This window comes from Acetobacterium sp. K1/6, assembly GCF_034438075.1.
Classification (GTDB): Bacteria; Bacillota; Clostridia; order Eubacteriales; family Eubacteriaceae; genus Acetobacterium; species Acetobacterium carbinolicum.
Genome location: NZ_JAXQGA010000011.1, coordinates 26,312 through 48,340 on the forward strand (window position 1 = coordinate 26,312; position 22,029 = coordinate 48,340).

The following is a 22,029-nucleotide window of genomic DNA, read 5'->3' on the forward strand; positions in this document are numbered from 1 at the left end:
CCATAAAATCTACAAAATAGGCTACCGGCTAAAAATTAAATCGCTCATCCTCACCTGTTAGAAATCGCGAAACTCACCGATGCCAAAGATAAATTTAAGTGAACAAAGGGTGTTTATCATGATGAAACATGTTATAATGATTATCAATAACGATTTGTTCAAGAAAGGAAAGTGAAATGTTTGAAGAATTAGGTGGTTTTTTTGGCTGGCTTTTAATTGGTGCATTCGCGTGCACCCTGCTTAACTATCTCGTAAAATTTGCTAATAAAAAATGGGGCAAGACGATTTCCAGCAACAGTTCTGGCAAAAAAACGATGAAATTACTGATGACCGTCTTTGTTCGGAATCACAAATTTTTTGGTTTCCTGACTGCCGCACTGCTACTGACACATTTTACCATTCAGTTTAGCCGCTATGGCATTAATCTAACTGGCGCCCTGGCGGCCATCTTAATTATTTCCCAGGTCAGTTTAGGGATCTACGCTACGCGTGCTCACAAGCCGCGCAAGGGTGCGTGGTTTGTTGCCCACCGGTTAATTGCCGTTTTGATCATAATCGGAATTCTCTTACACTTATTGGCTCCGTATTCACTTAACCGTATACTGCTGCAACCCGCAACCTCAGCGGTACAATCGACGGAAACAGACACTCGGTCAACCGAAGCGGATCGTCAATTAACGCGTTTTACAAAGGATGACTTGCCAGCTTAATGGTAAAGACGGTAATCCCACCTATGTTGCTTACAAAAACGTGGTTTATGATGTTTCGAACGTATCACAATGGGTAAACGGTGAACACAATGGCAATAGCCGACAATGATTTAACCCAGGCTCTTTCTGGTTCTCCCATGGTGAAAGGGTACTAGCTGATCTTCCCATCGTCGGCGAATATATCGCGTAAGTATCAGCTAAGGAAGTTTCTATTTGTTAACTTTACTTAAATCCATTAAAGCAGGTGAAAATTTATGCCCGAACTACCAGAAGTCGAAACCGTTCGCCGAACGTTAAAAAACTTTATTATTGGCAAAGAAATCAAGGAAATCCAGGTTCATTACGATAAGATTGTCGTCGGGGATACGGATAACTTTGTGACGTCATTAACAGGACAAACCATTCGGGATATTGATCGAGTGGGAAAATATTTGGTCTTTATTCTCGATCGCGATGCGTTTATTTCGCATTTGCGAATGGAAGGCAAATATAATCTTGTCGATGCTTCAAAGCCGCTTAACAAACATGAACATCTGACCTTTGTCTTTCGTGACGGCACCGAATTACGTTATCAGGACACCCGCAAATTTGGTCGGCTTGAGCGCGTCAACAAAAAAACGTATCGTCAGGATTTACCGCTTTGCAAGCTTGGTCCCGAACCATGGGATGCTGATCCTAAAGCGATCTACGCCAAAATACATAAGAGCAATCTGCCGATTAAAACGCTGCTACTTGATCAAAGCATTATGACAGGAATCGGCAATATCTACGCCAATGAAATCTGTTTTAGATTAAAAATAGATCCTACCACCCCAGGCAAACGGGTCAGTAAAAAGCGGGTAGTGGAATTAATTGCTGTTTCAAAAGAAATCCTGGAGCAGGCCATTGCCCAAGGCGGAACAACGATTCACTCGTTTGACGCCAATGGCATTAACGGTTTGTTTCAGGTGCAGTTGCAGGTACATACACAAAAATTTTGTCCGCTATGTAGTGGTGCAATTACCAAAGAAATGGTTCGTGGCAGAGGTACCTATTATTGCAAAGCATGCCAAAAAAAGAAGGGCTGAGATTATTAAACGAGGAAATATTTGACCCAGAGAAGCTGCTTCTCTGGGTTTTTTTATCGCTTTAATGGTTGCAATGGGAGAAACTCCATTGTCTTTTTTAAACATCAGCCATTTCTTTTTTCGTTTATTTAACGACCAGAACCGGCTGTTTGGAATGACGCACTATTTTTGAGGTGACACTGCCAATAAACACCTGGCGCAGTCGTGAAATGCCAACCCCCTGAGAACCCATAATTACCATTTCCACCTCATTTTCATCGAGATAATCGGCTATCTGATCGGCCGGATCTCCATAGAGCAAAACGGTTTCCACATTGACTGACAAATCTTTTAGCATTTCCTTTGCGTCAGCAAGGTTGCGCTCTGCATTAAGTTTAAACTGAGATACATAGGCCTGGACTTCCAAGCCGGATTGGATTAATAGATTGGACTCATCCGTTCCACTGGGTGTGGTAATATTGGCAACCGACAATAAAACGATATCCGAGCCTAAGGCTTCCGCCAGTTTTTTTGCTTCCAGTACCGCTTTTGTTGATATTGGCGAGCCATCAATGGGAACAAGTAATTTTTTCATATGGTGCCTCCCTGTATTATTTAGTTAGCTTCATGATAACGATTTTTTTCTAAAATTGCAATGACTATTTTACTAACCACCTTCGGTATCTCCGGCTGCAAACGTTAAAGTTTCTTCTTATTATAATGTACTTCAAAAAAAACACAAAATCGATTGACAAATCACCCCGTTAACACGATAATGGGTAATGGCATTCAGACGATTTAAATGATGTGAGGATCGGTTGGCTGCTTCACACATTGTAAATTGAGGAGAACTGAAATGACGGAAAGTAATTATTTTTTTGTATCGATCGCTATTTTTTTAATTGTGTATGCCTTAATCATCTGGGACAAATTCGATCGAACCCTTGTCGCTTTAGGCGGCGGCATGCTGATGGTTATTCTGAGAATTCTGAATCAGGAATCTGCCATCGAGGCGGTTGATTTCGATACCATTACCCTTTTAATCGGGATGATGATGATTGTTATGGTCATGCGTCGAACCGGCGTTTTTGAATACCTGGCCATTAAGGTATTAAAAATTTCCAAAGCCGATCCCCAGCGTCTGATTATTCTGCTTTCACTGATTACCGGTGTCTTATCGGGCTTGCTTGATAATGTCACCACAATTTTGCTGATTATACCAGTAACGCTCAGCGTTGCCAAAGACTTAAAGCTTGATCCAATCCCCTTTATCATTGCTGAAATTTTCGCTTCCAATATCGGTGGCACTGCTACACTGATTGGCGATCCGCCCAATATTATGATTGGAAGTCAGGTTGGTTTTACCTTCAATGATTTTCTGCTTAATAATTCTGTCATCGCGCTGCCAATTCTTTTGCTGACATCCATTCTATTTGCGCTTTTATATAAAAAAGTTTTGATTGCCGATGAATCTGTCAAAGCCAAGGTTTTATCCGTTAATGAAAAAGATGCCATCACTGATTTACCGCTACTACGAAAATCGATGATTGTCTTTACCCTTGTTATTCTTGGTTTTTTGTTCAATGGGGTGCTCCACATAGAATCACCGACTATTGCCTTATCGGGAGCGGTTATCCTCATCTTAATTTCAGGTATCAGCTCGGAAGAAATTCTTCACGAGGTGGAATGGAAGACCATTTTCTTTTTCATCGGTCTCTTCATTCTGGTTGGTGGTATTGAAGCCACCGGCGTCATCGAAATATTGGCCAAAGAGGTACTGCTCTTAACTCATGGCGATGTTTTCATGACAACGCTATCGATCTTATGGGTTTCTGCAATTGCCTCAGCTTTTATCGATAATATCCCCTTTGTCGCCACGATGATTCCGATGATCATGGAAATGGGGCATCTCTCCGGCATTGATATCTACCCGCTGTGGTGGGCACTTTCCCTGGGCGCCTGTCTGGGAGGGAACGGAACCGTTATTGGTGCCAGTGCCAATGTAGTCGCCATCGGGATTGCCGAAGCACAAGGTTACCGGATTACCTTTGGCCGCTATTTCAGAGTCGCTTTCCCCTTTATGATCTTTACGATCCTGATCGCAACAGTCTATATGATCTTTCGATATCTGGCCTTCTAATGAGGCAAACACGAATAAAACATTCTATTTTCATTTGCAAATGATTCGTATTTGCACTTAAGGTTTTCCTGCCTTAATCTGTATTATAATTAAGTTCATGCAGTTACAATCGCTATCAATATACACTGCTTGTTTAATACTGATAAATAGTTCGGGAGGAATATACCAATGACGAAAATAGATATTATCTCAGGCTTTCTGGGTGCTGGCAAAACGACATTGATCAAGAAATTACTGGAAGAAGCATTTATTGAAGAAAAAGTCGTGCTCATTGAAAATGAATTTGGGGAAGTGGGCATCGACGGCGCACTTTTTAAAGATTACAAAATCCAGATAACCGAGATGAATTCCGGATGCATCTGCTGTTCCATTGCCGGGGACTTTGGTGCCGCCTTAAAAGAAATATTAGCACTTGATACGGCTGACCGAATCATTATTGAACCCTCCGGCGTTGGCAAGCTTTCTGATGTAATCAATGGCTGTCAAAACGCCTTAAAAGGAGCTGCTGCTCAATTAAATATGTGTGTTACCGTTGTGGATGCGACAAAGTATAAGGTCTACGTCAAAAATTTTACTGAATTTTATACGAATCAACTGGCCAATGCAAAAGCGATTATTTTAAGCCGTAGTCAAAAGGTTAACGAAGATACCATAGAAATGATCATCAAAGATCTGCGAAGAATCAATCCCCATGCCCAAATCATTAGTACTGACTGGCAAGAATTAGACGGAAGCAAAATAAAAGAAATTGGCGAACTCACAGATAATATCGAAGCTCTCCATTCTTTAATCAACCCAACCAAACATACCCATGCGAGTCATCATCACGCTGATGAAGTTTTTAGTGTCTGGGGACGAGAGACGGCTAAAACATTTGAACGTAACAAAATTGAATCGGTCTTAAAACAATTAAAGCATTTAGAAGGAACGATTCTCCGGGCCAAAGGTATCATCAAGGTCGAAAAAAATCAATGGCTTCAATTTGATTATGTGCCTGACGAAACCTTTATAAAAGATATCAAACCCGATTACATTGGACGAATTTGTGTCATTGGAGAACAGATCAATGATGTCCAGATTACTGAATTATTCGGTTTGTAAGCGATCCTTATGGCAACTTATATAGATATTGTTACGGGATTTTTAGAAAGCGGAAAAACCACATTCATTCAAAATATATTAAACAACGGCCAAGTTTCGGATTTCAATTCAATCGTCCTGGTTATCTGCGAAGAGGGCTTTACTGACTATGATCAAGAATTATTTGTGCAGAAGAATATCAAAAGCATCATTTTAGAGAGCCCCACTGAATTAAATGATGACTTATTTAAACAGATTGACGCAAAATTTCATCCCGACTACATCATTGTCGAATATAATGGAACCTGGGATATTTCCCGACTTTTAGGTCTGAAAATGGACCCTGATTATCGCTACCGAAATGTTTTTTTTATCAGCGAAACCGGAACTTTTAGAAATCAATTAAGCAATATGGTTACCCTTATGCATCCTCATATTCAAAATAGCAATGTCACTGTTTTTAACCGACACGAAACCATGGCTCCGGAGATCCTAAAAAAAATAGTCCAAGATATAAAAAGTATTAATCCGAAAACAAAAACGGTTTTTGCTGAAGCCGTCGCACCTACCCAAGCATTAAATCCCTATTTTGGTAAACCCGACAACCAGAAAAACAGTCCCTTAAATTCACTGATCAAATTGAACCTATTCATGTTGATGCTTTTATGTGTTTCGGTGATTCTGATATTTAGTGATTTTAATGACTATCACTACATTCAATCGATCACCACGATCTTTTTAAGTATTCTGATTCAGGCACTACCCTTTATCTTGTTTGGGGCATTTTTTTCAGCCATTATCCAGCTATTTGTTTCATCAAATTGGATTATCACGCAAATATCCAAGGGAACTTGGACTTCTTTTTTAATTGCTGCCAGTGCTGGCTTTTTCTTGCCGATATGCGACTGTGGATTAGTTCCTATTGTTTCTGGTTTACTTAAAAAAAGTACTCCCTTACCGCAAACAATTACCTTCTGGCTGGCTTCGTCAGCCGTCAGCCCAATTGTTTTTCTTTCCATGCTCTATGCCTTTCCCGAGCAACCCTACCTGGCTGTTATCCGTGTGATAACTGGCGTAGTAATTGGTATTGTTGCTGGAATCATCTTAAAATTGGCCCATCTGGAAACCAGTGCTGTTATTCAGGACAGCCGCTACTTCCAAACGATCGGCAAGGATATTCTTGATTTAAAATTTGAAGGGACCAAAGGAAAAATCGAGGCGGTTTTTGCCGGCGCAAAAAGTGAATTTTTCAGAGTGTCGAAATATGTCATCATCGGTGCCTTGGTTTCGGCAATTTTACAGACGATTCTGCCACAAACACTAATGCACTTAATTAGTAGCAACCCCTTGTTACAATTTATGATTATGGTTGCCGCCGCCATCTTTATGTCCACCTGTTCCACGTCAAACGCGTTTATTGGGAAAAGTTTTTCGAATAATTTTTCTACCATACCTATTTTAGCCTTTGTTGTCATGGGACCGATGCTGGATCTAAAAAACATGCTGATGCTTTCCGGTGTATTAAAAAAGCGCTTTTTGATTGTTCTTGCCACTCTGGTAATTCTAGAAGGCGCCGTCGTATTTAGCACCTTAGCTTATTTTCTGTAAGGAGTTTGATATGAACAAAAAAATAAATACGGATGCACTTATCCAATTGATCATTCTGATCCTTACTGTTGTTTTGCTTAGTTACGCCTTAATTACCAAGAAAATAAACGCCTATGTCCATCCAAGGTATTACCTGGGATTATGGCTTTCTATAATTATACTGGTCTTCTTTGCTCTAAGTTTAATCCCTAAAATTAAAAAAGCAAGACATAATGTGAGTATCAGTCCTTATCTGATTTTTATCATTCCCCTCGCCGCTGCTCTTTTCTTTCCCTCCGGAGAGGTCATCAGTAAGGACGTGACCATGATCGAAAGTAGTCTTTCAACGACAACCAGTGAACAACCGATAGCAGAAAACAAACCTACCACAACCGATACTATTGAAGAACAATCTGATTCGAATGAAGATGCTTCTGAAAAATATGAACACTATAAGGTCGATGACGTCGTACAAATTAACGATGATGTTTTTTCCGCCTGGTTTTTTGATACCTATGCTCATCTTGATGACTTTACCGGAAAAAGGTACCAGTATTTGGCTCAAGTATTTTCAATGGATGATTTTAAAGATAATCAGTTTTTAGCAGGAAGAAATTTTATGGTTTGTTGTGCCGCCGATTTGGCCGGCTATGGCATAATTTGTGAAAGCAATCTGCGAAATGAACTGGTTGACCAAGAATGGATTATGGTTACCGGAACCATCACTTCCTATCAATACAATGGCCATCCTGTACCGATGCTAACAGATGTGACCATCACCAAAACCGAGGCACCTGAAGTTGGATATATTTACTACAAAAACTACTAGAATACTGTTTTCTGGTTGGGCTTATTTCCGGTTGCCGCTTATTTCATTCTCCAAAATCACGGCTTGTTCGATCGCCCCTGACTTTTTTCTCAGCAGTCGCAAAAATGTTAACACCGCACCAAAAAGACAAATGACTGCCGCGGTAATATAAACGTTGCTCATACCGTTAATAAAGGCACCATTTTGACCGGCCACATAATCTGTTACACGATAACCCAGCTCTGCACTCATGCTGCCATAAAGCAGGGTGGTTGCCAAAGCAATCCCGGTAACCATGCCCATATTTCGGACCAGAGCATTGATACTCCCGGCAATCCCCAGTTGATCTCTTTTTACGGTTGACATGATCAAAGAATTGTTTGGCGATTGAAATAAACCCATCCCTACCGATAAGACAACAATGAAAATAACCATGGTTGTCAGGGTGGACTGCTCAGTCAGGGTGGACATCAGGAACAAACCCAAACTGATCAGCAGTAAGCCAATGAAGGTTAGCAATTCTGATCCAATTTTGTCAGACACATGACCACTAACTGGTGCCAGCACCGCTAAAACGAGCGGGAAAATCATCATCATTAAACCCGCCTGCTCCGGAGAATAAATCATCACATCCTGGAGATAGAATGGTTGAATAATATTGTTGCAGAAGAGTCCCACAAAGGTAATAAAGGCACAGAATATACTCAGTGAAAACAGTTTGTTTTTGAAAATATAAAGCGGAATCAACGGGTTTTCGCGTTTTTGTTCAACCCGTATAAATGCGATAAATGATCCGATCGACACGATAAAGCCAGCCAGAATCAGCGGATTGGTAAAACCCAGACTTTGCACCTGACCCAGTGCCACAAATAATGGCACGATGCTTAGCATAAACAGAACAGCCCCCAGTGCATCCAGTCTCACTGTTGCCTTTTTATTGCTTCTCGGTAGCAGCTTAATGGCAAAAAACAAGACCACCACCCCCACCGGTACATTGATCAAAAAAATATACTCCCAACTGGAAGCACCGACTATAATTCCTCCCAAACCAGGCCCTACCAGAGATCCCAACGCCACAGATGTACCCGTTAAACCCAGGGCCTTACCCCGCTGTGTTGCTGGAAAGACCTGGGTAATGATGCCCTGATTATTGGCCATGGTTGCCGCAGCACCAACCGCTTGAACAATCCGGGCACCGATAAGTACCGGAAATGAACTGGTGATACCGCAAAGCAACGAACCAACGGTAAACAATGCTATACCGAAAGTAAAGATCCTGGTTTTACCCAGCATATCTCCCAGTTTTCCAAAAATGAGAATAATCCCCACAATGACAATCAGATAGCTGGTCACCACCAGTTGAATCTGAGATGTGTCAACATCCATTGCCCGGGCCATCTGGGGCAGAGCCACATTGACGATACTACTGTCCAGGGTTGCCATAAAGGTGGACATCACCACAATTAGCAGAATCGGCCATTTATTTTTTTCATCGATTTTTTCCATTTACTTCCTCCTCAGTTCTTATCTGCTGGGTTCGCATAAATATTTTTTTCATCGCTGCCAGGGTTACTTCTTTTTCTTCTTGGGATAAATCTACTGTGATTAAGTCCACAATCTCCTCAATTTCCCTGTGCATCTGAGGTAGTATCGCTTTAGCTTTTTCTGTCAGATAAAGCTGATAAGCTCGACAATCCCCGTCTTTTCCGACCTTATAAACATATTTCAGCTCAATCAGGCGTTTGATGGTGCGGGTGGTCATCGCTTTGTCATTACCGATTTTTATACTGAGTTGATGAAGGCTGACACCCTCGCTTTTTTCCAGAATAAAGAGATAGGACATCGAACCACTGCTTAAATCATATTTTTTCATCACCTTGTCCAGTTGAATCTGATTGTTTCTAAATATTTTATTGTTGAACATAATAAAATGCATGTTTTCAATTTCCAATGTATTCTCTCCTTCTACAATTGACTAGTCAATCTTATCTTAAATTATTTTCGTTGTGTTGTCAATCATATTTTTCGAACATTATCAATCCACAACATTCCGGGTAAATGACGACGGCCAATGGGTAAGGAAACCATTCTGACAAATTTTCCTATTGTGAATTAAATGAATTTAAATCATGCAATGCATAAAATATGATTGAGTTTGCTAAAACGATCGGATATAATGTTGGATGTTAATAAACAGATTCGATTGAATACCCTTGCTGTGAAGAGTAACAGCATCGATGCGCGCATTGATCAGTGGTATAGTCTTTCAAAGAAAAGTGGTGAATTAAACCTGAATTGTTGTTTAAACACATTTAAATCCATACTAAAAAGGAGTAAAAATGAAGCATGAAATAAGTTTATTGTCAAAGATCCTGTTGACGGTTGTTTTACCTGTTGCTTTGATTTTTTTAGCAACCGTTAGCGTTTCTATGTATGTTTTAAGTCAGAACATTGATCAATTTGCAAGTGTTCTAAACACCATGATCCTCATCAATACCATCGGATTGGTTGTGATCGTTAGTGTGATTGTACTTGGCTTGAAAGACCCCTCTAACAAAATATCGCATCTTATCAAAGTTGCCAATCGAATCGTTGATGGTGATATTGACGTTAACTCCGAAACCGTACAACCACGTGATGAGTTAGAACGATTAGGCTACATCTTAAATGAAATTGCGGCAGATCTCAAATCACAGATTGACATTGCTAATCGCCTTGGTAATGGCGATTTATCGGTTGTCATCACGCCAACCTCTAAGAGCGATCTAATGGGAAATAGTTTACTGAGCATCCAAAAATCCGTTGAAAACGTTTTTACTTGTCTAAAAACACTACCTGAAGTCGCGACAGCAGAAGTAGATTTGAGCGGAGATTATAAAAGTGCGATCGAACAACTCAATTTGACCATAAAAGAAGTCTTAAATGAAAAGGATTTCTTTATGGCTATTCTTGATGCAATGCCATATCGTGTTACCACCGTTGATAATGATTCGAAGATTACTTTTCTTAATAAAGCCCTGGGGGATTTGATGAAAAAAACCGGAACTGCCGAACATCGTGAAGACATGTATGGCACTAACTGTTCGGACTGTAATCTACAAATGTGCAAAACCGAAAATTGTGGTGTTACAGCATTTAAAAAAAGTGGCCGAATCGAATATCCGTTTGAATTCAGGGACCGATACTACCGGATGGACACAACGGCTATTGTAGATAAAAACGGTGAAACGATTGGTTATCTGGAAGTTTCTCACGATACAACGCCAAGCGAAAGTGTTGCCCACTATACAAAAAAAGAAGTCCTCCGTTTAGAAGAGAACTTAGAACAATTGTCGGCTGGAAATCTGGATTTCAATCTGGATATTCAGAAGCCAAATGACTATACCAATGAGACCTACGAACAGTTTATGACTATTGAAAACAACTTAATCAAAGTAAAAGATTCAATTAGTGTTCTCATCGAAGATGCAACCCAGCTTACCCGGGCAGCTATCCAGGGTGAACTGGATACCCGGGCTGATGAAACAAGCTTCGGTGGTTCCTGGCAAAAATTGATTAAGGGTATGAATGCTATTCTTGAAGAAATTTCAAAACCAATAAATGAAGTTTCTGCTACGATGGATGAGATGTCCGAGGGAAATTTAAACGTTTCCGTGAATGGCACCTATCAAGGACGTTTTGAAGCCCTAAAAACATCAGTTAACTCCATGGGAAGCCGATTCAGAACAGTCGTGACTGAAATTTCGGCAGTTACTGAAGAAATTGGCAATGGAAATCTTAGTATTAACGATGTAAGAGTCTATCAAGGCGATTTTAATGCCATTTCTATTTCTCTCAATACGATTATCAAAAAATTAAACACGCTTTTGAGTAATATCAACGATGCGGCTGAGCAAGTAAATGCCGGTGCCAACCAAATCTCTGACAGCAGCCAATCGCTGGCTCAAGGTTCCACTGAACAAGCCCAGCTCAATTCAGGAATTAACAGCATCCATCGCTGAAATCGCCGACCAGACTAAGCACAATGCAGTTAATGCAAACCGTGCCAATGAATTAGCTACAGAAGTCGCTAAAAATGCTGATAAAGGTAATTATCAGATGACCGAAATGCAGCGTTCAATGGTCGATATTAACAAGTCTTCTGATGATATTTCAAAAATCATTAAAGTCATTGATGATATTGCCTTCCAGACTAATATCTTAGCCCTAAATGCTGCAGTTGAAGCCGCTCGGGCCGGACAACATGGCAAGGGATTTGCAGTCGTCGCCGAAGAAGTAAGAACCCTAGCCGCTCGCAGTGCTGATGCTGCAAAAGAAACAACCGAACTTATCGAAGGTTCAATCGGCAAGGTTCAGGAAGGTACCAAGATCACCGATGAAACAGCAGCAGCGCTGGATGAAATTGTCGCTGGCATTGGTCAAGTTACGGGCCTGATTGGTAATATTGCCAGTTCTTCCAATGAACAAGCTACCAGCATTGCCCAAATTAATATGGGCGTTGAACAAGTTGCCCATGTTGTTTCGCAAAACTCGGCCACAGCCGAACAAAGTGCGGCGGCCAGTGAAGAATTATCCGGCCAATCGGTTTTATTAAAACAAATGATTGACCAATTTCAACTGCGATAATTTTCCTGTTCCTTACCAAAATAAAAGCCATCACTTTACGTGGTGGTGGCTTTTTTATACCCATTGATCTTAAAATCAAGATGATCCTGATCAATCGGTTTTATTTATACCAATCGTTTTAACCCCGCCGCATCGATCAAGCGATTCACCAGATCCGAACCGATTCCGATGACGGTTTCCTCATGGGTAAAATCCGTGATTTTTTCGTCAAAAAGAATGGTTGCCTGGGCGGGAAGTTCATCATCGCCATCCCAAAATAGAAACCGGATGGGCATACAGACAAACGCCATCGCCTGAAAACCGGCGTCTGAATTAGGCAGCCGCTCAAACCCCAGCTTTTCCGCGGTATCTATCAATTGCTGGGTTTTGCCTTCAAATGTTTTAGCAAAAGGAGCGAGAGTCGATTTTTTAAATGCCGGACTAAACGGCGCTGCGCCCCGGAGCTCATGAAGGGGAATAAAATTGCCGGAATTTTTCGGTGCTTGTTTCGAAAAATGAAATAAGTGGTAGATGGCTGATTGGGTGTAAAAATCCGGCACTTCTTCCGGTTTATCAACGCGGCTAATGCTGGCATCGGTGCGTTTAATTTCGTAGTTAACGCCAAAGTAAGTGATCGGTAAATTAGCCGCATTATACCCGGGCAGCCCCAGAGCAGCATAGCGCTCTTCGTAGTCAAACTTAAGCGCCTTGAGTCGCCAATACTCGCACACTTTTTTGTAATTATCTTGTTCCATCGTCATCTCTCTTTCTAATTTTTAATACATGGCTTAAACTTTAAGGGTGATGGTTACCAAACCACCTTGGGCCGTGTTGCCAACGACAAGCTGACCGCCATGCTGCTTCACAATGTTGTCGGCAATATAAAGTCCCATCCCGTGGTGCTTATGATCGGTTCTACTGGTATCTCCCATGAAAAATTGCTCCTTCCCATGGCGTAATGCCTGGGCTCCAAAGCCTTTTCCACCATCACAAATGGTCAAGATAAGTTCACCGTCTTTTTTCTTTACTGTTACTGCAATGGTCTCCTGGGACGGTGTAAATTCAACGGCATTTCCCATCACATTCATGATCGCCCGATATAGCTTTTCCAGATCCGCTTGAATCACTTCCTTAGCTATATCTATTTCCTGCCAGTTGAGTTTAATGTTCTTTTTTATAATCAGACCCTTAGTCTGTTCATGAATTTCATCAAGCAAATCTTTAACTGCTACCTTTTTAAGCGTCAGCCCTTGCGGTGTCTCCGATTTTGAAAGCTCAACTAATTTATTAATATAGCCTTCTATTTGAGTCGCATTTTCAATGATATATTTCTGATACAACATTTGCTCCTGATCTAAGGTCGTTTCACCCAGCAGCTCCACATTTCCTTTAATAATCGTTAATGGCGTTTTGATATCGTGGGCTAAAGCAGAAATTTGTTCCTGCTTTCCTTTTTTAATCTGCCATTGCTGCAGCAACGACTCTTTTAACTCATCCCGGAGATGGTACAGGCTGTCCAATACCTGATTGATTTCACACACATCGCTACCACCCAGATCAAAATCCAGATTCTGATTTTCAATATTCCAGGAAGCCTGCTGCAAAACCGCTATTTTTTTGCCTAAGTATTTACCAAAATTGATGGATAGAAGCAAAATCAGGATAACCATTTCAAGTCCAAAGAATCCAATCCAAAGGGCTTCCAGATTCGGAAAGATCTGACGCAAGCGCGTATCACTAAATTGCAATGAGATTGGATAGGTAATTAGGAGCACTTCATTTTCTCTTTGGATCACATAAATAAATTCTGATCCACTAAGCGATGAGTCGCCATTTTCATAACTCTTCCATATCTGCCCGATTTTTTCAAGATGCTCTGGTCCATTCTCTGGAAATGAACCATATTGATAATTGCCAGTTACATCATAAACCCCAAAATCAGACCCGTCGGGAATCATGTCAAGGGTAATGGTACTTGCTCCTTTTAGTGTCGCACTATTTTTTTGAATAAAGGATTCAGAGTAATTTGCCGGATATACAATCTTTGAATCAAGCGCATAGTTTAAAAGTCCATAATTGACTCCGATAATGAGTAAACTAAATCCCAGCATGCACCCCAGAAAGTAAATAAATATCCGCCGCAACGATTTATTTTTACCCCTTATGCGTCCCATTTGTAGCCCACTCCCCAAACCGTTTTGATGGGCTCCTCTTTGCTTAATGCAAATTTACCGCGAATGTTTTTGACATGTTCGACAATTACACTATTATAACTCTCGCCAAAAGCACCAAAAACCGACTCATAAATCTGTTCTTTGGAAAACACCTGCCCATGATGAAGTGCCAGCAGCTCCGATATTTCATACTCACTTTTCGTTAGTGCAACGGGAGTATCATCGACATAGCAGGCTTTGCGGGACATAAAAAAATGACAATTCCCGACCGTAAAAGCATGGCTCTTTTGGCGTGATTCCCGTCTTAAATGGGCGTCAACCCGGGCTCGCAGTTCGGCAATGACAAATGGTTTAGTCAGGTAATCATCGGCCCCCAGACCAAGACCATAAATAATGGCCGCTTCTTCCGCTTTGGCCGTTAAAAAGAGAATCGGACAATCGACCTGATTTCTGATTTTGTGACATAATTCAAAACCACTCATCCCCGGCATCATCACATCCAGGATCATCAGCTGATAATAATCCAATTTTTCTTTTAAAACATCTTCCGGTATTTCAATTTTTTTTATCTGATGACCATTTTTACTCAGGACATTGGCGATTAAATCCAACATCCCGGGGTCATCATCGACCACTAATATGTTTGCCATCACCCGCTCCTATTCTTCCGATTTACGGCCTTCCCAGCTTGAAAACCACACCATTAGCAGTCCCACCCCCAAAATCGTCACCACAATACTCAAAGCAATGCCAAGCCGCATCATCGGGTCCTGGATCATGACACCCTTGCCACTTTGGGTCATCATCGTCCAGGTAAAACGGATGCTCCAGGCGCAGGGAAAATAGGCCCACCGGCCATCCCCCATGCCGGTTCTGAAAAGGGCCACAATGAGGGCTTCAAAGATCCCAATACCAACAGAAACCGATTTTGAAAAACGCAGACTTAAAAATAGATGAAGCGCATACAAAAACAAACTGCATCCAAATAAAATGCCGGTCAATGCAAAATACGTTCCAATCGTCAATGTCTCGGTCATTTGTGACATGCCAAGATAAAAACCAATCACGGCCATAAGGGTACTAAGCCCTCCAAGCACAATTAGTACGAGGTATTTACTCATTAAAGCCGGCCACTTAAACGGATAGACATTTAACAGGTTGCGGTAATTCCCGGCCTGGTCTTCAGCTTCGGCGACCATGGCGGTAATCACACCAGAAAGAATCGGAAACGCCACACAGATCACTGTAATATAAGTTTTTTGTTTCATAAAGACGTCCATTGGACTCACCGCATAATAACTCAAAAACACCATCAACCCTAGCGCTGGCACCAGCACGTGCAGCCACAGAACCGGGGTTGATTTAAGTTTTATTATATCAGTAATCAGCAGATTTTTAAACTTCATTATTTTCCCTCCCGCTCTTTAAAGGACCAGGCCGTTGCTGCCACTAGCATGATAAAAACGAGCATACAACCGAGTGCCGCACTCCAGATTCCATTGTCAGCTAATAATGGACTGCCTTCGGGAACCGGTAAGCCATTGGGCAAAATATGGAGAATCGGGCACATCAAGGCCACACCAACACCATAGGGGGAGTACTTTATAATTGATTCACTTCCAAATGATACCACCGATAAAATAACCATGCCGACGTTAAACAGCGTTGCCACAAAAAGATTGAAACGATCCGCCAGAAACATACAAATCGGAATCTGAAAAAGAAAGGTTAAAATTAATATGCTCATGGCCAATAAGTTGGCCTGTAAGGAGATCGTCGCTTGATCAATTAATCCCATCATGGCAATGCCCAACATAAAAATCAGGCTGGAGCCTAAAAACAGTAAACTGACATAAAGTGTTTTGCCAATCCAGAATAAGGCTTTTTCTCTTGGATAGAGAAACAGCCCTTTATACTCAAGATTCTTATCACGACCGATGACCATCGCCGCTAAAATAGCGATGAGCCCGGGCAGAAACATGACCACCCACCAATTATAGGCGCCGTTTTGTCCCCCACCTAAAAAATAGCAAAGCAGGAGCGTCATAAGGGGTGCCAGAATAACAAACTTGTTCACCGCTGACCGTTTACTTTTTTGAAACTCGGATTTTATGATGGCTAACATATGTATTCACCCTTGTTTTTTCGGATCACATCCATAAATATCTTTTCCAAGTCTTCACCTTTTTGGACGGCGCCCTGATAACCCACAACCCCATTCGCGATGATTGAGACCTCATCGGCAACCAGTGCCACTTCCGATAGAATGTGACTAGAAAGAATGACGGTGATCCCATGGGATGGGAAGGAACGAATTAATTCTCGCAATTCTTCGATCCCCACCGGGTCCAGGCCATTGGTTGGTTCATCCAGAATCAGCAGCCGCGGCGTATTAATAATGGCTAAACCAATTCCTAAGCGTTGCTTCATACCCATCGAGAAATTTCTGGTTTTCTTTTTGCCGGCACCTTCTAAACCAATCACCGCTAGCACTTCCTCAGCTCTTGAGCTGGGCAGTTCATAGAGGGTACACGCCACCTTTAAATTCTCCATGGCAGTCAGATTGGGATAAATGCCCGGGTTTTCAATCAGGGCCCCAATTTTAGCTAAGTCTTTTCTTTCCCAGGGTGTTTCTTCAAACAAGATCTCCCCATCCGTCGGCCTAATCAATCCGGTGATCATTTTTAACAGCGTTGACTTCCCGGCCCCATTTGGCCCCAGCAGACCATAGACAGAGTTTTCTTTAACCTTAATCGACAGGTCATTGACCGCCTTTTGATTTTTAAACTGTTTCGTCAATTGTTTTGTTTCTAAAATTATTTTTTCCATGAGTTCCTCCAATTTGTTTGCTTACCAACAATCTTACAAAGCAAAGATAAGGAATTGATAAAGATCCAGAAAACTTCTGCAATTTAAGTATTTTATTAATCTTTTCGATCTTTACTCACAATTTGAACCTTTTCTTTTTTAACCAACTACAGCTAATCACGCAAAAAAACAGCTGACTGTTAGCCCGCTGTTTTTCTTGGGGTGAGAGGAATATTATAACTTTTATAATTCATTCGTCACATGAAATAAGATCTGAAAAAAATCGGTTCTTCTAGAAATTAAGCAAATCATTAAATTCTTTTTGAATTTTACTAAATTCTAATTTGCCAAAAGCTTTATTTTCGCGTTTATTAAATACATGTTTTGCATATTCATCAATTATTTCACGATTGTTCTGGCTTGCCTTGGCTTTTATAAATCGCAACGATTTAAATCCTGCCACCACAATGGATACATCCTTTTGCCCATAAAACATAATTTGATTATAGGCATCATACAGCAGCACTTCAAAATCAAAAGCTTCGTAGATTATAAAGCCAAATTCATTTTGTTCTTTTAAGATAATATATCCTTTTTCGATATTTGCTAAATTTCTTAACAAAACACCCATGATCTTAAGACAATGAACTGCCGTATTTGGATCATTTATCCCTGGCGAAAGTGCTTTTAAAGCGATTTCAACGATCTTTTGAATTGTAAAACTAAAGTCTTGAGCCTGCGTTTTTTTATTTCCGATCAAAATACATTGATGAAGTTCATTTAATACGATTTCAGTAAAATCTTCAAAACCTTCGAAATAAATTATTAAAATCCTCGTTTCCGTTGAAACGAATTGCCCGACAACTTTTTTAAAACAAACAATACACTTATATCTCTGTGCAAATTTTTTTAATCTTTGGTAATTTATTTCTTGAATATAACCATCGGACCGAGCAAATATTTTAATAAAATTCTTTTTGTCTATTATTTTTTCCAATTTGACTTCTGAAATAATTTCTGACTCTTTTGCAAAATTAGTATACTTTTCAATTTCTCCGATTGCTTCTTCATGAAGTCTAGATATTAAATCACTGGCTTGAATATGGGTTGAAACATTATGGATGAATAATAGGAAATATACCAGACCGACTATGATATAAATAACACCTACACTGGCCGCAATTACAAGATTACCATCTTTATTTGTGTCAATAAACAACAACGAAGTAATCGCATAGATAAATCCACTCAGAAAAATACCAAAAGATTTCATTGTTGTCTTATTATTTAAAAAATTTTCTACAACGCGTGGTGTAAACTGTGAAGAATACATCGTCAACACTACCATCGTTGTCGAAAAAGTAAAGGTCGAAATTGTAATAAACGCTCCTGCAATAATACTCAATACTGCCTGGGCTAAAGAAGATGTCGTATAAAATAGCTCATTTACATAGTTCAATGATTCATCAGTATACGTTTTATCGATGATTGTAATACTAATCGAGAGTACGAACGCAAACAAACTATAAATCGTTGGATACAACCAGATGCTTGTTCGAATCTTATTAATTATTTTTTTCATTCAATCATCCTACTTTCATTATTTATCAAAAGCATTTTTTATTTATGCGCAATAATGGCAACGAAACCGCCAAAATTTGCCATTGCTTTGATTCTCATCAAAACTAACACCACCTATGGGCTATTGATCTCATTGTTCGATTTTACTTCAATGGGAGGCATTTTTGTTAACGCAAAAGTTGCTGAGGCAAACTTAACCTGACCTGAACTGCTTTCTACCCTCTCAAGGATTTTTGTGAATAGCTGATCCTTTACACCCACACGCATTTTATAGTTCACCACATAACGAAGGCTAAACTCTACCCAGTTATCATTGGCAATAATATTTACCATCGGATGGGTTGAGGCGTTTTCAATCAGAAATTTTTGTACCATGATCTCCCAATGCTTCTCCGCTTCATCAGAATAGTCGCTTACCACTTCCTGAGCTACATCATAGAGAATTTCTCTTGCCAGAGTGTAATTACTTCCATATTGAATCGGAACCTTAATCTCATCCCATAAAAAAGGAAAATCTGCGGAATAGTTGTATACGGGTTCCTTGAATACAAAGCTGTTGGAGATTCTAACAATTCTGCCATTGTATAAATCCCCTTCTACCCATTCGCCTATTTCCATAATGGTGGTTCGCAGCACACCGACATCAATCACGTCGCCTTTGATTCCGCCCATCAATACCCGGTCCCCAGATTTATAAATGTCGCTGGACAAGATCGCCATCCATCCAGCGATGCTTGTAATAACTTCCTGTAGTGCAAAAGCAATCCCAGCTCCGGCAATCCCCAAAAAAATTGTTAACGATCCCAGGCTCTCGCGATAAATAATTGAGATCAACAGTAGAATGAGAAAATAGCCCACAAGGTTAATGGCCTTTCTGGTTCGATAGGAATTATTTTGATCGTTGATGTGTCTGCTCAGGCGAGACCGAATCAAGTTTTTCGCCGTCAAAATTAGGATCACGCCTGCTACCACCAGAACCAGTTGCAAAACGCGAGGATTTTGCATCATAATGTCGAAATATTCATCCATGGAAACCTCCTCTATTTTTGACTGTTTCACCTGCACTATCATATTTTTTATTATAGCATTTATCGTTGTGGAATCACTGTATTTATTATCACTTTTCAAAATTAGCACAAAAAAACAGCCGACTGATATAAAGTCCGCTGTTTTTTCTTTGGTTGAGGTGGATGTTACTACCTAAATAATTTAATTCATGAACCTTGAAATAAAGTTGAAAAAGAGTGACCTCTTCAAACTTTATCAAATAACACGATTGATCAAGGGAAAATGCCTTTTATTTCTTCTGCATAAATCAATCGTTTTAAGGCAATGATATAAGCAGCCATCCGTAATGAACATTGGGACTGCTGACTTTCTTCCTGGATCTCAATAAAGGCGGCCGACATGATCTTTTCCAAGGTTTTATTAACCTGCTCCCGATTCCAGGTTAGAATTTGAATATTTTGTACCCACTCAAAATAAGAGACAATGACCCCACCGCTATTGGCAAAGATATCCGGTACCAACACGATACCCCGTTCTTTTAGCAACGCATCGGCTTCCACACTAGTCGGTCCGTTAGCGCCCTCAACAATATACGAGCATTGCAGTTTTGGAGCATTTTCAGCATTAATCTGATTCTCCAGTGCCGCCGGGATTAGCACATCGCATTTACAGGTTAGTACCTCCTCATGGGAAATATGGCTGACCCCCGCTTTCTGATAATCCTTTAACTGATTACATTTAATCTCCAGAAACGTTGAGACTTCATCCGCATCCAGACCTTCTTCGCAGTAGATGCCCCCGGAGACATCGCTTAAAGCCACAATTTTACTACCGCGATGAAAAAGAATCCGGGCTGCATTGCCGCCAACATTGCCCATCCCCGAAATTGCCACTGAAATATCCGCAAGCGTCCTGCCATCCCGTTCCAGAATCAGCTTGGTACTGATAGCCACCCCTCGACCAGTAGCCGAATTTCGTCCTTTTGAACCACCCAACTCCAGTGGTTTTCCGGTAACCACGCCGGGACAGGGCTTGCCCTTTAGCATGCTATAGGTATCCAGAATCCAGGCCATTGTTTGGGCGTTGGTATTGACGTCCGGTGCCGGAATATCGGTATCAGCACCAATTAGTGGTTCGATGGCAAAGGCATAGCGTCTGGTCAGTTTACGGAGTTCCCGCAGCGACAAGGTATCGGGATCTACCCGCACCCCGCCTTTAGCCCCACCATAGGGGATATTGACCACTGCACATTTTAGCGACATCCAGGTCGCCAAAGCCTTTACTTCATTTAAATTACAGTCCTGATGAAAGCGGATTCCACCTTTAAAGGGTCCCCGAATATTGGAATGTTGAACCCGATAGCCTTCAAACACTTTTACCGCTCCATCATCCATTTCGACTGGTAAATAGACCTTTGTCTCCCGCTGAGGATTTTTAATGATCTCAAACATATATTGATTCATCCCGCCAATTTTCATTGCCTCTGTCATTACATCGACCACGTTTAAATATGGATCATAAAATTCTCTCATATACTTGTCTCCTGTTTATGATTTGTTGTGAACATCAACTGAAAACAATCATAAACTTAAACCATTTACATTGTCAATCACTCAATGTAAAACGATGATACCTAATTATTTTAAGTGTATATCCCTAATTTAAAAAGTTTTTTCGCTTTTCTACTTAATTTAATTATGCTACACTAGTGTAAAGAATGTACGTTTTTTACATCAACAGTATATTTTCAATTATTTTCAACGCGTTCAGGAGATTAAAACCATGAAAAACAAGTTACTGGATTCCATCGATCTGCAGATCTTAAATCTGTTACAAAAAAACGGACGGATTTCAATCAAAGATTTAGCTGCCCAGGTTTACCTCTCATCACCGGCAGTTTCTTCACGGATTGAGCAATTGGAGAAAAACGATTATATTTGCGGCTATCAGGCAGTGGTGAATCCCATCAAGATGGGTTATCATATCAAGGCCTTTGTTAATCTTGAGGTTGAACCCGTTCGCAAAAAAGAATTTTATCCCTACATTAAGACCTGCATCAATGTGATTGAATGCAATTGTGTCACTGGGGATTATTCGATGCTGCTGGAAGTTCTTTTCCCCAGCACCAGTGAACTGGACAGCTTCATTGGGGAGCTGCAACAATTTGGCCGAACCAAAACACTGATTGTCTTTTCGACTTCGGTAGAACACCGGGGGATTGCGTTTTCCCAGGAGGAAAGTGATGGATCAAAAAAAGAAAAAGCAGCCGTTCAATGAACAGCTGCCAGTGATAGTGAAGTGAAAAAAGATGTCGAAACTTTTCTCACATCACAGATTCTAACGCATTAAACTTAACGCTCTCTGTAAACATGCATTTACTTAAGCATATGTTAAAAAAAGGTGAAAATTAGTGCGATTTATTTCCAGATATTCCTAAATCTTTTCCGACAAGACGATCCCACCAATCCTTAATTGAATGTGA

At 40.6% G+C, this 22,029-nt stretch carries 21 protein-coding genes; 9 read left to right on the forward strand and 12 right to left on the reverse strand.

The annotated features are described in order from the left end of the window. Window positions 1–176: 176 nt before the first annotated feature. The gene (locus U2P91_RS11060) at window positions 177–710 is read left to right on the forward strand and encodes a hypothetical protein (protein WP_111888154.1); all 534 of its coding nucleotides are present in this window, start codon (window positions 177–179) and stop codon (window positions 708–710) included. A gap of 254 nt (window positions 711–964) precedes the next feature. Continuing rightward, window positions 965–1,777, forward strand: a complete 813-nt coding sequence (gene mutM / locus U2P91_RS11065) for a DNA-formamidopyrimidine glycosylase (protein ID WP_111888155.1) — start codon at window positions 965–967, stop codon at window positions 1,775–1,777. Window positions 1,778–1,901: 124 nt separating this feature from the next. Here the strand turns inward: mutM and U2P91_RS11070 are convergent, their stop codons facing one another. Further along, a complete protein-coding gene (locus U2P91_RS11070; protein ID WP_111888156.1) occupies window positions 1,902–2,351 on the reverse strand; it encodes a universal stress protein in 450 nt (149 codons plus the stop codon). A 261-nt stretch (window positions 2,352–2,612) separates the two neighbouring features. Here U2P91_RS11070 and U2P91_RS11075 point away from each other — a divergent pair, with 261 nt between their 5' ends. The 4 genes from U2P91_RS11075 to U2P91_RS11090 all read left to right on the forward strand — a co-directional run bounded on the left by U2P91_RS11075 (window position 2,613) and on the right by U2P91_RS11090 (window position 7,392). Continuing rightward, window positions 2,613–3,896: an ArsB/NhaD family transporter gene (locus tag U2P91_RS11075; RefSeq protein WP_111888157.1), complete on the forward strand. Its 1,284-nt coding sequence runs from the start codon at window positions 2,613–2,615 to the stop codon at window positions 3,894–3,896. Between the two features lie 168 nt (window positions 3,897–4,064). Beyond that, a complete protein-coding gene (locus U2P91_RS11080; RefSeq protein ID WP_111888158.1) occupies window positions 4,065–4,997 on the forward strand; it encodes a CobW family GTP-binding protein in 933 nt (310 codons plus the stop codon). A gap of 9 nt (window positions 4,998–5,006) precedes the next feature. Then, the gene (locus tag U2P91_RS11085) at window positions 5,007–6,584 is read left to right on the forward strand and encodes a permease (protein ID WP_111888159.1); all 1,578 of its coding nucleotides are present in this window, start codon (window positions 5,007–5,009) and stop codon (window positions 6,582–6,584) included. Window positions 6,585–6,594: 10 nt separating this feature from the next. After that, complete coding sequence (locus U2P91_RS11090; RefSeq protein WP_111888160.1) at window positions 6,595–7,392, forward strand: TIGR03943 family putative permease subunit; 798 nt, start codon at window positions 6,595–6,597, stop codon at window positions 7,390–7,392. Window positions 7,393–7,413: 21 nt separating this feature from the next. On the opposite strand, the gene U2P91_RS11095 is transcribed toward U2P91_RS11090, so the two are convergent. Continuing rightward, window positions 7,414–8,877 carry an MFS transporter gene (locus tag U2P91_RS11095; protein WP_322519624.1) on the reverse strand — a complete coding sequence of 488 codons (1,464 nt, stop codon included), beginning with the start codon at window positions 8,875–8,877 and terminating at the stop codon, window positions 7,414–7,416. After that, a complete protein-coding gene (locus U2P91_RS11100; RefSeq protein WP_322519625.1) occupies window positions 8,861–9,322 on the reverse strand; it encodes a MarR family winged helix-turn-helix transcriptional regulator in 462 nt (153 codons plus the stop codon). The genes U2P91_RS11095 and U2P91_RS11100 overlap by 17 nt, the downstream gene beginning before the upstream one ends. A gap of 388 nt (window positions 9,323–9,710) precedes the next feature. On the opposite strand from U2P91_RS11100, the gene U2P91_RS11105 reads away from it, so the two are divergent. Then, window positions 9,711–11,372, forward strand: coding sequence for a HAMP domain-containing protein (locus U2P91_RS11105; protein ID WP_322519626.1), 1,662 nt, complete (start codon window positions 9,711–9,713; stop codon window positions 11,370–11,372). Next, window positions 11,278–11,997: a methyl-accepting chemotaxis protein gene (locus tag U2P91_RS11110; RefSeq protein ID WP_322519627.1), complete on the forward strand. Its 720-nt coding sequence runs from the start codon at window positions 11,278–11,280 to the stop codon at window positions 11,995–11,997. Before U2P91_RS11105 ends, U2P91_RS11110 begins: the two co-directional genes overlap by 95 nt. A gap of 104 nt (window positions 11,998–12,101) precedes the next feature. On the opposite strand, the gene U2P91_RS11115 is transcribed toward U2P91_RS11110, so the two are convergent. From U2P91_RS11115 to U2P91_RS11155, 9 genes are all read right to left on the reverse strand, one after another. Continuing rightward, window positions 12,102–12,731, reverse strand: a complete 630-nt coding sequence (locus tag U2P91_RS11115; RefSeq protein WP_162624495.1) for a DUF3786 domain-containing protein — start codon at window positions 12,729–12,731, stop codon at window positions 12,102–12,104. A 33-nt stretch (window positions 12,732–12,764) separates the two neighbouring features. Beyond that, window positions 12,765–14,150, reverse strand: a complete 1,386-nt coding sequence (locus U2P91_RS11120; protein WP_322519628.1) for a HAMP domain-containing sensor histidine kinase — start codon at window positions 14,148–14,150, stop codon at window positions 12,765–12,767. Then, window positions 14,138–14,800, reverse strand: coding sequence for a response regulator transcription factor (locus U2P91_RS11125; protein WP_322519629.1), 663 nt, complete (start codon window positions 14,798–14,800; stop codon window positions 14,138–14,140). The genes U2P91_RS11120 and U2P91_RS11125 overlap by 13 nt, the downstream gene beginning before the upstream one ends. Window positions 14,801–14,809: 9 nt before the next feature. Continuing rightward, window positions 14,810–15,556, reverse strand: a complete 747-nt coding sequence (locus tag U2P91_RS11130) for a lantibiotic immunity ABC transporter MutG family permease subunit (protein WP_322519630.1) — start codon at window positions 15,554–15,556, stop codon at window positions 14,810–14,812. After that, entirely contained in the window at window positions 15,556–16,275 is a 720-nt protein-coding gene (locus U2P91_RS11135; RefSeq protein WP_111888168.1) for a lantibiotic immunity ABC transporter MutE/EpiE family permease subunit, read from the reverse strand. The genes U2P91_RS11130 and U2P91_RS11135 overlap by 1 nt, the downstream gene beginning before the upstream one ends. Further along, window positions 16,269–16,979 (reverse strand): lantibiotic protection ABC transporter ATP-binding protein, encoded by a 711-nt coding sequence (locus tag U2P91_RS11140; protein ID WP_322519631.1) that lies wholly within the window; start codon window positions 16,977–16,979, stop codon window positions 16,269–16,271. The genes U2P91_RS11135 and U2P91_RS11140 overlap by 7 nt, the downstream gene beginning before the upstream one ends. Before the next feature lie 271 nt (window positions 16,980–17,250). After that, a complete protein-coding gene (locus U2P91_RS11145; RefSeq protein ID WP_111888170.1) occupies window positions 17,251–18,540 on the reverse strand; it encodes a DUF2254 domain-containing protein in 1,290 nt (429 codons plus the stop codon). A 113-nt stretch (window positions 18,541–18,653) separates the two neighbouring features. Continuing rightward, window positions 18,654–19,568 carry a mechanosensitive ion channel family protein gene (locus U2P91_RS11150; protein WP_111888171.1) on the reverse strand — a complete coding sequence of 305 codons (915 nt, stop codon included), beginning with the start codon at window positions 19,566–19,568 and terminating at the stop codon, window positions 18,654–18,656. Between the two features lie 251 nt (window positions 19,569–19,819). Next, window positions 19,820–21,079, reverse strand: a complete 1,260-nt coding sequence (locus U2P91_RS11155) for a Glu/Leu/Phe/Val dehydrogenase (protein WP_322519632.1) — start codon at window positions 21,077–21,079, stop codon at window positions 19,820–19,822. Window positions 21,080–21,344: 265 nt separating this feature from the next. Between U2P91_RS11155 and U2P91_RS11160 the strand changes: the two genes are divergently transcribed. Next, window positions 21,345–21,824, forward strand: coding sequence for an Lrp/AsnC family transcriptional regulator (locus U2P91_RS11160; protein ID WP_322519654.1), 480 nt, complete (start codon window positions 21,345–21,347; stop codon window positions 21,822–21,824). Window positions 21,825–22,029 lie beyond the last annotated feature (205 nt).